This is a genomic window from Streptomyces sp. MS06 (assembly GCF_047200655.1).
In the GTDB taxonomy this organism is placed as follows: Bacteria; Actinomycetota; Actinomycetes; order Streptomycetales; family Streptomycetaceae; genus Streptomyces.
Window position 1 is genome coordinate 1 of record NZ_JBJZOJ010000035.1, and the last position, 15,189, is coordinate 15,189.

Annotated in this window: 11 protein-coding genes; 7 read left to right on the plus strand and 4 right to left on the minus strand. The window is 72.2% G+C overall.

Features of this window, described 5'->3' with window-relative positions; translation table 11 throughout:
- Positions 1-397 precede the first annotated feature (397 nt).
- The gene (locus ACL02U_RS19690) at positions 398-2,083 is read right to left on the minus strand and encodes a protein kinase domain-containing protein (RefSeq protein WP_412792163.1); all 1,686 of its coding nucleotides are present in this window, start codon (positions 2,081-2,083) and stop codon (positions 398-400) included.
- Between the two features lie 346 nt (positions 2,084-2,429).
- Between ACL02U_RS19690 and ACL02U_RS19695 the strand changes: the two genes are divergently transcribed.
- The gene (locus tag ACL02U_RS19695; RefSeq protein WP_412792164.1) at positions 2,430-4,013 is read left to right on the plus strand and encodes a protein kinase domain-containing protein; all 1,584 of its coding nucleotides are present in this window, start codon (positions 2,430-2,432) and stop codon (positions 4,011-4,013) included.
- 100 nt (positions 4,014-4,113) lie between these two features.
- On the opposite strand, the gene ACL02U_RS19700 is transcribed toward ACL02U_RS19695, so the two are convergent.
- Positions 4,114-5,157, minus strand: coding sequence for a phosphotransferase (locus ACL02U_RS19700; protein WP_412792165.1), 1,044 nt, complete (start codon positions 5,155-5,157; stop codon positions 4,114-4,116).
- A 581-nt stretch (positions 5,158-5,738) separates the two neighbouring features.
- Between ACL02U_RS19700 and pdhA the strand changes: the two genes are divergently transcribed.
- The 3 genes from pdhA to ACL02U_RS19715 are packed head-to-tail and all read left to right on the plus strand — an operon-like array spanning position 5,739 to position 9,446.
- Entirely contained in the window at positions 5,739-6,962 is a 1,224-nt protein-coding gene (gene pdhA, locus ACL02U_RS19705) for a pyruvate dehydrogenase (acetyl-transferring) E1 component subunit alpha (RefSeq protein ID WP_412792166.1), read from the plus strand.
- Between the two features lie 2 nt (positions 6,963-6,964).
- The gene (locus tag ACL02U_RS19710) at positions 6,965-7,945 is read left to right on the plus strand and encodes an alpha-ketoacid dehydrogenase subunit beta (RefSeq protein WP_412792167.1); all 981 of its coding nucleotides are present in this window, start codon (positions 6,965-6,967) and stop codon (positions 7,943-7,945) included.
- A gap of 10 nt (positions 7,946-7,955) precedes the next feature.
- A complete protein-coding gene (locus tag ACL02U_RS19715; RefSeq protein ID WP_412792168.1) occupies positions 7,956-9,446 on the plus strand; it encodes a dihydrolipoamide acetyltransferase family protein in 1,491 nt (496 codons plus the stop codon).
- A gap of 827 nt (positions 9,447-10,273) precedes the next feature.
- Here the strand turns inward: ACL02U_RS19715 and ACL02U_RS19720 are convergent.
- A complete protein-coding gene (locus tag ACL02U_RS19720; RefSeq protein ID WP_412792221.1) occupies positions 10,274-11,227 on the minus strand; it encodes an NADP-dependent oxidoreductase in 954 nt (317 codons plus the stop codon).
- A gap of 148 nt (positions 11,228-11,375) precedes the next feature.
- Here ACL02U_RS19720 and ACL02U_RS19725 point away from each other — a divergent pair, with 148 nt between their 5' ends.
- The 3 genes from ACL02U_RS19725 to ACL02U_RS19735 all read left to right on the plus strand — a co-directional run bounded on the left by ACL02U_RS19725 (position 11,376) and on the right by ACL02U_RS19735 (position 14,060).
- Entirely contained in the window at positions 11,376-11,762 is a 387-nt protein-coding gene (locus ACL02U_RS19725; protein ID WP_412792169.1) for a winged helix-turn-helix transcriptional regulator, read from the plus strand.
- 292 nt (positions 11,763-12,054) lie between these two features.
- Positions 12,055-12,729, plus strand: coding sequence for a GntR family transcriptional regulator (locus tag ACL02U_RS19730; RefSeq protein WP_412792170.1), 675 nt, complete (start codon positions 12,055-12,057; stop codon positions 12,727-12,729).
- Complete coding sequence (locus ACL02U_RS19735; protein WP_412792171.1) at positions 12,726-14,060, plus strand: MFS transporter; 1,335 nt, start codon at positions 12,726-12,728, stop codon at positions 14,058-14,060. Before ACL02U_RS19730 ends, ACL02U_RS19735 begins: the two co-directional genes overlap by 4 nt.
- 193 nt (positions 14,061-14,253) lie before the next feature.
- On the opposite strand, the gene ACL02U_RS19740 is transcribed toward ACL02U_RS19735, so the two are convergent.
- Positions 14,254-15,078, minus strand: coding sequence for a maleylpyruvate isomerase family mycothiol-dependent enzyme (locus ACL02U_RS19740; protein ID WP_412792172.1), 825 nt, complete (start codon positions 15,076-15,078; stop codon positions 14,254-14,256).
- Between the last annotated feature and the right edge of the window lie 111 nt (positions 15,079-15,189).

A 15,189-nucleotide genomic window follows, 5' to 3' on the forward strand; every position in this document is an offset into this window, starting at 1 on the left:
ACAGAGGACAGGTTCTCCTTCCCTTCCCCTGGGGGACGGACCACGAGGGCCAGGACGAGGAGCATCCGGGCGGCCGTTCCGGCGGCCCCTACCTCTAGGCCCTGCGGGAAGTGCCCCTGCGGCTCTGCGGCCCTACGGCTCTGCGGAAGCCCTCTGCAGCCCCCTGCGGAGGTACCTGCATGCAGGCCCTCAGCGGAAGCCGCCCGATGCGGAAGGACCCGGCGCCGGACGCGAGCCGGCTTGGGTTCTAACGGTCCTCGCAACACCCGCGATCCGTGGGAGTTGCGAGGACCGTGGTCGTTGGACGCGGGCCGGGGTACGTCGGCGTGCCGGGCGTGAGCGTCCCGGTGTCCGTAGCGCGTGCGGGTGCCTGCCCGCGGGTGGTTGGACCGGTCGGTCAGGAGGGCGGGTTGCCCGTGGACACGCCGAGCTGGATCTTGACGTACTTGGGGTCGACCTCGGTGCCCGGGCTCGGGTACTGGTTGATGACGGCGCCGTCGCCGTAGGTGTTCTCGTCGACGTCCTTGACGTCGACCGTCCAGCCCGCGGCGTTCGCGCAGGCCTTGACGGACATCACGTACTTGAAACGGAAGTCCGGGACCTGGATCTTGTCGGGGTCGTTGTACCCCTCCTGGGGCTCGGTGCAGTCGCCGGTGTCGATGGTCCGCGTGGTGTCCGGTCCGCGGTAGCCGGACATGTGCCTCGCCGACGGGGACCCGCTGGCGGCGGTGTCCTGCGGGGTGTCGTTGCCGTTCTGGTTCGCGAGCAGTGCCGCGACGAGGACGATCACGGCGAGTGCGGACACCGCGACCGATCCGATGATCACGGGCTTGTTGCCCTTGCCGCCGCCGCTGCTGCCGGCCGTCGCGGGCTGCGGGCCGGGGTGGTACGGAGGAGGCGTGGACGCGCCGTGCTGCTGCGCGCCGTACGCGGCCGGGCCCGGGGTGGGGTAGCCGCCCTGCTGCGGGTAGCCGTAGGTGGGCTGCGGCGCGGCCGGGGCCGGTGCGGGAGCCGGGGCGGGCGGCGGCGCGGGGGTGCCGTACGGGTTCGGTGCCGGGTGGGGCTGGTAGGGCGTCTGGACGGCGTGCTGCTGGGGCGGGGCGGTCCGCGGGCCGGCCTGGTCGACCGGCGGGAACACCGCGGAGCCCACGCCGGAACCGCTGGCCGCCCGGTTGTCCGCGACGATGCTCGGCGGGGCGGCCTGGAAGGAAGCGGCGACCCGCAGGCACTCGTCGCGCATGGACTCGGCGGTCGGGAACCGCTCGTTCGGGTTCTTCTTCAGCGCGCGGGCGACGAGAGCGTCCACGGCCGGCGGCAGGGACCGGTTGATCGAGGAGGGCGCCGGCGGCTCCTCCTGAACGTGCGCGTACGCAATGGCCAGCGGCGAGTCGGCCTCGAACGGCAACCGGCCGGTGACCAGTTGGAACAGCATGATGCCGACCGAGTACAGGTCGGACCGGGCGTCGACAGCGCGGCCGAGCGCCTGCTCCGGCGACAGGTACTGCGGGGTGCCGACGACCATGCCGGTCTGCGTCATGGACGTCACGCCCGACTGCATGGCGCGGGCGATGCCGAAGTCCATCACCTTCACGACGCCGCGCTTGGTCGTCATCACGTTGCCGGGCTTGATGTCGCGGTGGACCAGGCCCATTTCGTGGCTGATCTCCAGCGCCGCGAGCACGTCCGCGGTGATCTTGAGTGCCTTGTCGGCGGGCATCGCGCCGTACTGCCGCACGTCCTCGTCGAGCACCGACCCGAGCGGGCGGCCCTCGACGTACTCCATGACGATGTACGGCATCGTCGCGCCGTCGACCTCGTCCTCACCGGTGTCGAACACCGAGACGATGTTGGTGTGGGTGAGCTTTGCCACGGCCTGCGCCTCGCGGCGGAACCGCTCGCGGAAGGCCTGCTCGCGGCCGAGTTCGGTGTGCAGCGTCTTGACGGCTACCTGGCGGTCGAGCACGGAGTCGTAGGCGAGGTGAACCGACGCCATGCCGCCTTGGCCGAGCAGGTCGCGCAGTTGGTAGCGGCCCGCGGCGACCGCCCGTCCCGCGTACCGGCCTTGTCCGCCGTCCTGGCTCATGTTCTGCGTCCCCCATCAGCGCCGGCGACAGTGAGCGGAAGCCGGTGATCCATGTGATCCAATGTGCTATTCCCGGCCAAGTCTGCCCCAGGGCCCCGAGACGTCAAGTTCGGTGCCCGTTCCGTGACCGTACGCGAAAGAAGCGTCGCGGAAGCGTTACGGCGGGCAGGAGACCGGTGTGGGACCACGCGCACCGGGGGTTTCCCCGGCGGTCGGCGGGCAGGTCCGTACCGTGACGGACCCGGTATCCGTCTCGGGTCGGCTGCCTGTCCGGAGGCTGTAGCGTGGCCGACGGAGACCGTGACAACACCGCGCGCACCGCGGGCAGAAACGACGGCGAGGACTGATGGCACAGCAGCAGCGCGCTCCGGGCCCGTCCGATCCGGAGGCCACCGGCGGCGGTACGTCGGACGCGCCGGAGTCGTGGGGCAACGGCGGGCTCGTCGGGGACGGCCGGTACCGGCTGACCCGCCGGCTCGGCCGGGGTGGCATGGCGGAGGTGTTCGCCGCCGAGGACGTGCGCCTCGGGCGCACCGTCGCGGTGAAGCTTCTGCGCTCCGACCTCGCCGAGGACCCGGTGTCCAAGGCCCGTTTCACCCGCGAGGCCCAGTCGGTGGCCGGGCTGAACCATCATGCGATCGTCGCCGTGTACGACTCGGGCGAGGACGTGGTGGGCGGTCAGAGCGTGCCGTACATCGTGATGGAGCTGGTCGAGGGCCGTACGATCCGCGATCTGCTGCTGAACGCGGAGGCGCCCGGGCCGGAGCAGGCGCTGATCATCGTGTCGGGTGTCCTGGAGGCGCTGGCCTACTCGCACCAGCACGGGATCGTGCACCGCGACATCAAGCCCGCGAACGTCATCATCACCCACAACGGTGCGGTGAAGGTGATGGACTTCGGCATCGCCCGCGCCCTGCACGGGGCGTCCACCACGATGACCCAGACCGGCATGGTGATGGGCACCCCGCAGTACCTCTCCCCGGAGCAGGCGCTCGGCAAGGCCGTCGACCACCGTTCCGACCTGTACGCGACGGGCTGCCTGCTGTACGAACTCCTGGCGTTGCGGCCCCCCTTCACGGGGGAGACGCCGCTGTCTGTGGTGTACCAGCATGTGCAGGACATCCCGACGCCCCCGTCCCATGCGGCCGGTGCCTGTCCGCCGGAACTGGACGGGCTGGTGATGCGTTCACTGGCAAAGGAGCCGGACGACCGCTTCCAGACGGCCGAGGAGATGCGCGGCCTCGTCCAGTACGCGCTCCAGATGCTCTACGAGGCGGGCGGGCACAGCGGCACCTGGAACACCGGCCCGGTCGCACACGAGGTGCGGCCCGCGGCGGCCGCGGGTTTCGCCGGCACCCAGGTGCTGCCGCATCCGCACGACGCTTCCGGCACCACGCAGATCCCGCAGCCGATCCTGCCGGCCGGCTACGGGGGCGGCGACGACGGCGGCTTCGAGGGGCACGGCAACCAGGGCGGCGGCCGGGGCAAGCTGTGGCTGCTGGCCGTCCTCGCGGTGATCGCCGTCGCGGCGGGTGTGGCGCTGGCGCTGAACAACGCCCGCTCGCCCGGCGGCAGTGGTCCGGGCACCACGACCTCGCCTTCGGCCACGCCGTCCCAGACCACGGAATCCCCGAGCGAGCAGCCGAGCGAGCAGCCGAGCGAGCAGCAGACGGACCGGTCGACGGACACCACGTCGGGTTCGGGCTCCGGCACGTACCCCAGCCCCTCGTACACGCCGTCGTACAGCCCGTCCCCGACCCCCACGGACCAGCCGAGCGACGCGCCGACCGGTCAGCCGAGCGACACCGGAGCCCCGTCGGGTGAGTCGTCGCCGTCGCAGCCGCAGCCGTCGGGCACCGGCGAGCCGACGAGCGGCGGTGGTGGCGGCGACGCGGGCAACGGCGGCCCGACGGCGACGCCGACGCCCTGACGCGCTCCCGCCCGCTTCCGCCCGCTCCGGCTGTGCGGGGCGGTCGGCGCCGCAGCTTCTGCCGCGTCCCGCACCTCCGTGCGCGGGAAGTGCGGGGCGCTCAGGCCGTGAACGCCCCGCACACCGCGTCGTACTCGCGGGTCCACCACACCGCCAGCGCCGAGGCGGCCGGGAACTGGCAGTCCGCGCGGGTGTCGCCGCGCTCGTAGTGCCAGCGCAGCATCCAGAAGTCGTTCAGCCGTTCCCACCACACGCGGTGCACGGCCGCGGCGAGCTCCGCGGGTGCGGCGCCGGCCGCGCGCCGGTACGCGCGGGCGTACGCCCGTACCTTCGGCAGGTCCAGCGTCCCCGAGGGGCGTACGAAGAAGATCGCTGCGCCCCGTACCGCCTCCTCGGCGCGGGGCTGCACGCCCAGGCGGTCCCAGTCGACGATGGCGGCGGGGGCGTCGTCGCGGTAGAGCAGGTTGAACGGGTGGAAGTCGCCGTGCACCCAGCCGACCGGCCCTCCGCGCGGCGGGCGCCGGTCCGCGTGCCGTTCCAGCAGCGCGCGGCGCTCCAGCAGCCGGTGCCGGGCCAGGTCGTCGAAGGCGTCGGCGGGGCGGTGGCGGCGCACCCGGGCGAGCAGGTCGTCGATGAGCGCCTGGGTGTCGGCCGGGTCGGCGCTCTCCACGGGATGGGGGCTTACGGCAGGGCGGGCGCGCCCCTTGGGCGGCATCACGCGTTCCAGGCAGGCGTGCACGGCGCCCAGCAGGGCGCCCAGGTGGGCGCACTCCCCCCGGGTGAGCTGTCCGCCGTGGCGGTGGCGGCCGTCGATCCACGGATGGAGGGCGTAGGCGTGGCCGCCGATGACGGCGACGGTGCGGCCGTCGCGGCCGGCCAGCGGCGGGACGACCGGGACTCCGAGCTCGGCGAGCCGCTGGGTGGCGCGGTTGCGGCGCTCGATCGCGGCCGGGTCGGCGGTGTCGGGGTCGAAATGGTGCTTGAGGAAGTAGCGGCCGCGGGTCGTGCGGAGGCGGTAGCCGCGGTTCAGCAGCCCCTGGTCGACCGGTTCGCAGGTGAGCGCGGAACCGGCGGTGTACCGGCGGAGAAGGGCACCTAACGGGGGCGCGTGAGATGCAGGGGGTGGTACACACTGTCGCGGCACGCGCCCGATGCTAGGGCACTGCGCCCGCCCCTGAACTGGGCGTTGTCACAGGCAGTCATAACCGGTCACAGAAAGTGCGCGAAGTGCCTCCCGTAGTGCCGTTCCCGTAGTCCGCTCCGTTTCCGGCGGCGCGAGATCCCCTGCCGGCGATTTCGGCGCGGACCGTCGCCTGGTGCGGCGTCCGGGCCGTTCGGGCAGGTCGGGGCGCCCGCACGGCCGCCTGGATCACTTGGGGTGATTTGCCCGATGCGGCGCGCGGACCCGGTCTCCGCCCGCAAACCCTTCCCGTGACCTGGGTGGCCGGGATAACGTGCCGTAGCTCCGGCCTCCTGCAAGGCTGTGACCAGCATGCTTCCCGCGCTGACCGATTTACTTGGAAATCCAAGCAAAATCGCAGGTCAGGAGGGGTTTCACAGAAATGTGGAGCACTGGGTACCGTGATTGTTGCAGGGCGCTCGCCGGGGCACCTGTCCCGCCTGTTCCCGGCCGAGTGGCACCCACCCCGTGCCCGGTGGTCGGAAACAGGTGAGCCGCACTGGCCCACCGGCAACCCCGGGGGCCGGACCGACGGAGGAGCACACGTGACCGTGGAGAGCACTGCCGCGCGCCAGCCGCGACGCAGCGCCGGAAGCAAGGCCGGGACCACCGGCGCGAAGGCCGCCGGCACCAAGGGCGCCACCGGCGCCGCCAAGAAGGGCGCTTCCCGGAGCAAGGCGGGCAGCACCGAGCCGGAGCTCGTGCAGCTGCTGACGCCCGAGGGCAAGCGCGTCAAGCACGCCGAGTACGACGCCTTCGTCGACGGCATCACCCCGGAGGAGCTCCGCGGCCTGTACCGCGACATGGTGCTCACCCGGCGCTTCGACGCCGAGGCGACCGCGCTGCAGCGCCAGGGCGAGCTGGGTCTGTGGGCCTCGCTGCTCGGCCAGGAGGCCGCGCAGATCGGCTCCGGCCGGGCCACCAGGGAGGACGACTACGTCTTCCCCACCTACCGCGAGCACGGCGTGGCCTGGTGCCGAGGCGTCGACCCGGCCAACCTGCTGGGCATGTTCCGCGGCGTGAACAACGGCGGCTGGGACCCCAACAGCAACAACTTCCACCTGTACACGATCGTCATCGGCTCCCAGGCGCTGCACGCCACCGGGTACGCCATGGGCGTGGCCAAGGACGGCGCGGACAGCGGCGTCATCGCCTACTTCGGCGACGGCGCGTCCAGCCAGGGCGACGTCAGCGAGGCGTTCAACTTCGCCGCGGTCTACAACGCCCCGGTGGTGTTCTTCTGCCAGAACAACCAGTGGGCTATCTCGGAGTCCAACGAGAAGCAGACCCGCGTGCCGCTGTACCAGCGCGCCCAGGGCTTCGGCTTCCCCGGCGTCCGCGTGGACGGCAACGACGTCCTGGCGTCCCTGGCGGTCACCCGCTGGGCGCTGGAGCGGGCCCGCCGCGGCGAGGGCCCGGCGCTGATCGAGGCCTGGACGTACCGCATGGGCGCCCACACCACCTCCGACGACCCCACCCGCTACCGCCACGACGACGAGCGGGCGGCCTGGGAGGCGAAGGACCCGATCCTGCGCCTGCGCCGCTTCCTGGAGGCCTCAAACCACGCGGACGAGGGATTCTTCGCGGAACTCGAGACCGAGTCCGAGGCGTTGGGAAGGCGAGTGCGTGAAGCGGTCCGTGCCATGCCGGACCCGGACCACTTCGCCATCTTCGAGAACGTGTACGCGGACGGGCACGCGCTCGTCGACGAGGAGCGCGCCCAGTTCGCCGCCTACCAGGCGTCGTTCGCGGACGTAGAGGGGGCCTGATCATGGCAGCGGAGAAGATGGCTCTGGCCAAGGCGATCAACGAGTCGCTGCGCCGCGCCCTGGACGCGGACCCGAAGGTCCTCGTCATGGGCGAGGACGTCGGGAAACTGGGCGGCGTCTTCCGCGTCACCGACGGCCTGCAGAAGGACTTCGGCGAGAGCCGGGTGATCGACACCCCGCTCGCGGAGTCCGGCATCGTCGGCACCGCGATCGGCCTGGCCCTGCGCGGCTACCGCCCCGTCGTCGAGATCCAGTTCGACGGCTTCGTCTTCCCGGCGTACGACCAGATCGTCACGCAGCTCGCGAAGATGCACGCCCGCTCGCTGGGCAAGGTCAAACTGCCGGTCGTGGTGCGCATCCCCTACGGCGGCGGCATCGGCGCGGTCGAGCACCACTCGGAGTCCCCCGAGTCGCTGTTCGCGCACGTCGCGGGCCTGAAGGTGGTGTCGCCGTCGAACGCCGCGGACGCCTACTGGATGATGCAGCAGGCCATCCAGAGCGACGACCCGGTGATCTTCTTCGAGCCGAAGCGGCGCTACTGGGACAAGGCCGAGGTCAACACCGAGGCGATCCCCGGCCCGCTGCACAGGGCGCAGGTGGTCCGCTCCGGCACCGACCTCACCCTCGCCGCCTACGGGCCGATGGTGAAGCTGTGCCAGGAGGTGGCGGACGCCGCCGCCGAGGAGGGCAGGTCCCTGGAGGTCCTCGACCTGCGGTCGGTGTCCCCGCTGGACTTCGACGCGATCCAGGCGTCGGTGGAGAGGACACGCCGACTTGTGGTGGTCCACGAGGCACCGGTGTTCTTCGGTTCGGGCGCGGAGATCGCCGCCCGCATCACGGAGCGCTGCTTCTACCACCTGGAGGCCCCGGTGCTGAGGGTCGGCGGCTACCACGCGCCGTACCCGCCGGCCCGCCTGGAGGAGGAGTACCTGCCCGGCCTGGACAGGGTGCTCGACGCCGTCGACCGCGCTCTGGCGTACTGAGGAGAGGGTCGTGACGACGATGACGGAAGCGTCCGTACGCGAGTTCAAGATGCCGGACGTCGGCGAGGGCCTGACCGAGGCGGAGATCCTCAAGTGGTACGTCCAGCCCGGCGACACGGTCACCGACGGGCAGGTGGTGTGCGAGGTCGAGACCGCCAAGGCGGCGGTGGAGCTGCCCATCCCCTATGACGGGGTGGTCCGCGAACTGCACTTCGACGAGGGCACCACGGTCGACGTGGGCACCGCGATCATCGCGGTGGCGGTGGGCGACGGCGAGGCCGCCGCCGCACCGCAGCAGGAGGTCCCGGCTGCCGCGGTACCGGCCCCCGCGGCCGCCCCGGAGCCGCGGCAGGCGGAGCAGTCCGCGGGCTCGGGCCGCCAGCCCGTCCTGGTGGGCTACGGCGTCGCCGCCTCGTCCACCAAGCGCCGCCCGCGCAAGGGCCCGCAGGTGGCGGTCCCGTCCGCCTCGGCCGCGCTCCAGTCGGAGCTCAACGGCCACGCCCCCGCCCCGGCGGCCGCACCCGCACCGGCCCCGGCGGCCGCCGCGGCTCCGACCGGCGAGCTGTCCCGCCCGCTGGCCAAGCCGCCGGTGCGCAAGCTCGCCAAGGACCTCGGCGTCGACCTCGCGACGGTGGTGCCGACCGGCCCGGACGGCATCATCACCCGCGACGACGTGCACGCGGCGGCCGCACCGCAGGCCCCCGCCGAGCAGCCGGCACCGCAGGCACCCGCCGCTCCGGCGCCGGTCGCGGCGGCACCCGCGCAGCAGGCGGCCCCCGCGGCGGTGTCCTTCGACGCCGCCCGGGAGACCCGCATCCCGGTGAAGGGGGTGCGCAAGGCGACGGCGGCGGCGATGGTCGGCTCGGCGTTCACCGCACCGCACGTCACCGAGTTCGTCACCGTCGACGTGACGCGCACGATGAAGCTGGTGGAGGAGCTCAAGCAGGACAAGGAGTTCGCGGGGCGCCGCGTCAACCCCCTGCTGCTCATCGCCAAGGCGTTCCTGGTCGCCATCAAGCGCAACCCGGACGTCAACGCCTCCTGGGACGAGGCCGCCCAGGAGATCGTGCGCAAGCACTACGTCAACCTGGGCATCGCGGCCGCCACCCCGCGCGGCCTGATCGTGCCGAACATCAAGGAGGCCCACGCCCAGACGCTGCCGCAGCTCGCCGACTCGCTCAGCGAGCTGGTGTCGACGGCCCGCGAGGGCAAGACGTCACCGGCCGCGATGCAGAACGGCACGGTGACCATCACCAACGTCGGCGTCTTCGGCGTCGACACCGGCACGCCCATTCTCAACCCGGGCGAGTCCGCGATCCTCGCGGTCGGCGCCATCAAGCTGCAGCCGTGGGTCCACAAGGGCAAGGTGAAGCCGCGCCACGTCACCACCCTCGCGCTGAGCTTCGACCACCGCCTGGTCGACGGGGAGCTGGGCTCCAAGGTCCTCGCCGACATCGCGGCGGTACTGGAGCAGCCAAAGCGGCTCATGACCTGGGCCTGAGCGGTCGCGCCGACAGGCGTGCCGGAGTCCCCGGCAGCAGAACGGGCACAGGTTCCAGTGATCACGGAGTTGCGACGCTCTGTGATCACTGGAGCACCTGTGCCCACGCGGCCAGCCGGCATTTTCAACACCGGGCAACGGCCCGGCGACGGCACTCGGCGCACGGACGACCGGCACCGATCACCTGGGAACATCAGTCGGCGAACATCGCACTTGCCGCACAACGGCATGAACAGGTGCCCGTCTCTTCTCTCGGGCGCGCGTCCCGTCGAATACAGCTCGTGACGATTGTTCAGATGTGTCTATGTGGCAGTCATGTTCGCTGTCACCGTGTCACGGCCACTCACCGTTGCCGACGGGGTTGCCACATGCGCGGCATGGACGTCTTGTGCGGCGTCCGTCCGTCCCTCGCCGAAGTCGACCCCCAGGCCCCTACTACTCCCTGGCGCTGGTCGGCGGCCGGCGGTATCCGGCCGGTACTGCCGGCACGCGGCTCGAGTGACCGTACACCGACGGACGTCGGGAGTGGCCGGGCGACCAGCCCGTCGAGCTGATCCGGCCGGTCGCGGTCGACACGCGCTGCCGTGAACGACGGCGCCCCGCTGGCGGGTGCCGCGGACAAGAGGGTCGTGCGGGATAGGTGGTCGACGGGGGTGGCGGATTCGGGCGCCTGCCGGGTGACCGCGCCCCGAAACCCTTGTGGCTCCGGTCCCGTGGCGGTGGGGGATGCCGGTGTGCCGGTTCCGCGACCGTGTCGACGGCGGCCGCCCGAGCGGGCGCGTGCCGGTCATCCGCCGGCAGCCGGTGCCTGCGCGGAGGGAACGGGGTCAGGAGGAGACGCGCAGCACGAGCTTGCCTCGGGTGCGGCCGGTTTCGCCCCGGGTGTGTGCCCGGGCGGCCTGCTCCAGCGGGTGGACGTCCTCCACCTCCGCACTCACCTCTCCCGAGTCGATGAGGCGAGCGATGCGGGCCAGGGCCGGGCCGTCGGGCTCGACCAGGAAAGGGCTGGTGCGCAGGTTCCTGGACCGGGCCGCCTGCTGGAGTTCGGGCGAGACGCCGGCCGGGACTGCGACGAGGAGTCCGCCGGGGCGCAGCACGTCGAGCGAGCGGGTGCCGGTGCTGTCGTGCGCGTCGCCGACGAGGTCGATGACGACGTCGATGTCCTCGGCGGCGTCCTCGAAGCGCACGGCGGTGTAGTCGATGAGTTCGTCGGCGCCGAGTGCGGTGAGCCAGTCGTGGCGGGGGCGGCTGGCGGTGCCGGTGACATGGGCGCCCAGGTGCTTGGCGAACTGGACGGCGAAGTGTCCGACGCCTCCGGCGGCGGCATGGACGAGCACCCGCTGGCCGGGGCGGACGCCAGCGGTGTCCACCAGGGCCTGCCAGGCGGTGAGTGCCGCCAGCGGTACGGCTGCGGCCTGCTCGTGACCGACGCTGGAGGGCTTGCGGGCGAACTGGCGGGCGGGGGCGGTCACGTACTCGGCGTAGCCGCCGGCCGCTCGGGGGAACCACGGCATCCCGTACACCTCGTCACCGGGCCCGAGGGTGGTCACACCGAAGCCGACTTCCTCCACGACCCCGGAGACGTCCCAGCCCAGGGTGAACGGCGGCTCACCCAGCACTCCCGCCATGCCGCCGCCGGCCCGGGTCTTCCAGTCGACCGGATTGATCCCCGCGGCATGGACCCGCACCAGGACCTCCGTCGGCAGCGGCACGGGCCTGGGCACCTCCTCCACCCGCAGAACGTCGGGGCCACCGAAGGCGTGCTGCACCACCGCGCGCATCGAAGACATACGTCAACTCCATGGCAAATACCTCGAAAGGCCGCTTATCGGCCGTCCATCCAGTGCGAGTGACCGTACGTGCAGGGAGGTGGTTACCATCAAGGGGACTTACTTCCCAATGGGAAGCATGCAGTTGAGGAGCGTTCCCGTGAGCACCGAATGCCGGACCGGCCAGCACGGCCGCCACGACGTCTACGCGGCCCAGTGCCCCTGCCGCGGCATGCTCGACCTGTTGGCCAACAAGTGGTCGGCCCTGGCCATCGGAGCCCTGGAGGGCGGCCCGCAGCGGTTCGGCGCTCTGCAGCGGCACCTGCAAGGGGTGAGCACCAAGGTGCTCACCCAGACCCTGCGACGCCTGGAGGGCGCCGGGCTCGTCGACCGCACCGTCTACCCCGCGGTACCCCTGCACGTCGAGTACGAGCTGACCGCCCTCGGCCGCAGCGCGGCCGTGCCGTTGCGTCTCCTGCGGACCTGGGTCGAGGAGAACGTCGACGACACCGCGCAAGGCAGGCCGAATCCGAATCCCCGCGGGTAGGGCACCCCGTCGGCCACCTGCGCGCGTTGTCCCGCTCCTCCTCCTCGGTCCGTGCCCGCTCCCCGGGATTCCCTCACCTTGATCGAGCCCATCCGCGAGGAGCTGTGAGCCGTGCCGTACCTCGAGTTCGCCAGGTCCAGTCACGGCAGCGGCAGCGGCAGCGGCAACGGGGAGGCGTGCGGGGTGCGCTGAGGTGGCGCCGGCACCTGACGGGGAGTAGTCGCGCAGGGCCGGTCCGTCCGGATGGCGGACGGGTCCCCTTATGCGTACGTGTTGTATCTATCCTGTCGGCATGCCGTCCGCCCCGCTTGCCCCCGACCGTCCCGCCGCCAAGCAACCGCCCGCCGCCGACCGCGTCTACACCCACGTCAAGCAGGGTGTCCTGGACCGCCGTTACGAGGGCGGCACGCTGCTCACCGAGGGCGAACTCGCCGAAGCGGTGGGGGTCTCCCGCACGCCGGTGCGGGAAGCGCTGCTGCGGCTGGAGGCCGAGGGGCTGATCAGGCTCTACCCGAAGAAGGGCGCGCTGGTCCTGCCGGTCTCCGCGCAGGAGATCGCGGACGTGGTCGAGACCCGGCTGCTGGTGGAGGAGCACGCCGCCCGCAAGGCGGTGCCCGCACCCGCCGGGCTCATCGCGCGGCTGGAGCAACTGCTGGCGAAGCAGAAGGCGCAGGCCGCCTCCGGTGATTTCGCCGCGGCGGCGGTCACCGACCGCTGCTTCCACGCCGAGATCGTGCGCAGCGGCGGCAACGAGATCCTGTCCCGGCTGTACGACCAGCTTCGCGACCGCCAGTTGCGGATGGGTGTCGCGGTGATGCACTCCCACCCCGACCGCATCGCCAAGACGCTCGCCGAGCACGGGGAGATCCTGGGGGCGCTGCGCTCCGGGGACGCGGAGGCCGCGGTGGCGGTCGTGCACCGGCACGTCGGCTGGTTCTCCCACCTGGCGCGGGGCGAGGTCCGATGAGTGCGCCGACCTCCTCCTCCACGTCACCGTGCGGGGCGCTGCCCGGGGATCCGCCCGGCGGGCGGCGGGCGGTGGCCGTCTGGGGCATCGGCGTCTCGGTCTACTTCGTGGCCGTCATCTTCCGCACCTCCCTGGGAGTGGCGGGTCTCGACGCGGCCGACCGGTTCCACGTCAACGCCTCCGCCCTGTCCACCTTCTCCATCCTCCAACTGCTGGTGTACGCCGGCATGCAGATACCCGTCGGCCTGCTCGTCGACCGGTTCGGCACCAAGAAGGTGCTGTCCATGGGCGTGGTGCTGTTCACGGCCGGGCAGCTCGGCTTCGCGTTCTCGCCCACGTACGGCATGGCGCTCGCCTCCCGGGCGCTGCTCGGCTGCGGTGACGCCATGACGTTCATCAGCGTGCTGCGGCTGGGCACCCGCTGGTTCCCGGTGCGCCGCGGACCGCTGGTGGCGCAGTTCGCCGGGCTGGTCGGGATGGCGGGCAACCTGGTCTCCACGCTGGTGCTGGCGCGGCTGCTGCACGGGCTCGGCTGGACGGCCGCCTTCGGCGGCAGCGCGCTCGCCGGCGTGCTGGTGCTGGTGCTGCTGCTCCTGTTCCTCAAGGACCACCCCGAGGGGTTCGAGCCCGAGCCCGTCCCGCACCGGGGTGCCGCCTACGTGCGGGGGCAGATCGCCGCCGCGTGGCGGGAGCCGGGGACGCGACTGGGGCTGTGGGTGCACTTCACCACCCAGTTCCCGGCGATGGTGTTCCTGCTGCTGTGGGGGCTGCCGTTCCTGGTCGAGGCGCAGGGACTGGACCGTGCCACGGCCGGTGAGCTGCTGACCCTGGTGGTGCTCTCCAACATGGTGGTCGGGCTGGTCTACGGGCAGATCATCGCCCGGCACCACGGCGCCCGGCTGCCGCTGGCGCTCGGCACGGTGGGGACGACGGCTCTGCTGTGGGCGACCACTCTCGCCTGGTCGGCGCTGGCCCCGGCGGGCCGGGCACCGATGGGGTTGCTGGTCGTGCTGTGCACGGTGCTGGGCGCCTGCGGCCCGGCCTCGATGATCGGCTTCGACTTCGCGCGGCCCGCCAATCCGCCGGAGCGGCAGGGCACGGCGTCCGGGATCACCAACATGGGCGGGTTCATCGCGTCGATGACCACTCTGTTCGCGGTCGGGGTGCTGCTGGACGCGACCGGCGGCGACTACACGGTCGCCTTCTGCGCGGTGTTCGTGCTCCAGGCCCTGGGCGTCGGCCAGATCCTGCGCCTGCGCCGGAGGGCGGCCCGCCGGGAGCGGGAGCGGCTGGTGGCCAGCCGGGTGGAGACGGTGCACGTGCCCGCCTGACGGGAGTACGCCCCGGGGCGTGGCCGCGGCGTGGCGGGGACGCGGCGTGGATGTGACGCGGTGACCGTGACACGGTGACCGTGACGCGGTGTGGATGGGACGCGCACGTGCCGCGGCGTGGAGTGACGCGGCGGCGGCGCGGGCAGTTGCGCCCGCGCGCCCGCGTCGCCCGTGTCCGCGGGAAGCCGCGCCGCTAGGGAGTCACCGTGAAGTTCTCCAGGATCGCCGCGGTCAGCTCCGCGTCCCCCTCCAGTTTGATCCGGTCCGCCACGGACTCCTGCGTCACCCGGCCGCAGGCCAGCCGGAAGTAGCTCTCCCAGTCGAGGCTGATGGTCGCGGCGGGGCCGAGCGCCGGAGCCGTCTCGACCGTCCCCCGGCCCTGGATGTCGACGCGGACCGTGCGCAGGAACTCCACCGGGCCGTGCACGTCGAAGACGACCGCCGAGCTGCGGGGTGCGTTCGCCCGGTCGGCGACGACCTCGGGCAGCAAGGAGAGCAGCACGTCCCGGGCGACCAGCGCGCCGGGGGAGTCGAGGTCGCCGGGCCGGCCGAGGGCGGTGCGCAGGTCCTGCTCGTGCACCCACACGTCGAAGGCGTGGGTGCGCATGGCCTCCTCGAGGGTGAACTCGGTGCCGAGCGGCCCGCGCACCTTCGTGCTCGGGTCGCGGGACTCGTTCCGGAGCTGGCGGTTGCGGCGGATGATCGAGTACTCCAGCTCGGAGGTCATCTCCGGCGCCGTGTGGTGGCGGCGTACGTCGACCTGCATCTCCGTGTAGCGCTGGTGGTCGTTGGTGACGTGGTAGAGGTCGCGGGGCAGGGTGTGGATGGGCCGCGGGTCGCCGAGCATCTCGCTGTCCAGCCCGATGACGTGGGAGACGACATCGCGTACCGACCAGCCCGGGCAGGGGGTGCGGCGGTTCCACTCCGCCTCCGCCAGCGGCTGCACCAGTTCGGATATCGCTTCGATGGAGTGGGTCCAGGCGTCGGCGTAGGGCTGGAGGGTGGGATGCAGACTCACGGGAACGGGACCCCTCGGCGGTCGGTACACGGGCAGGTGATGGCGGGTTTGCCAGCGGGAGGTGGCTGCACTGCGGCGGGTGTCTTGAAACGTTAAGTTACGCTGCTTGAA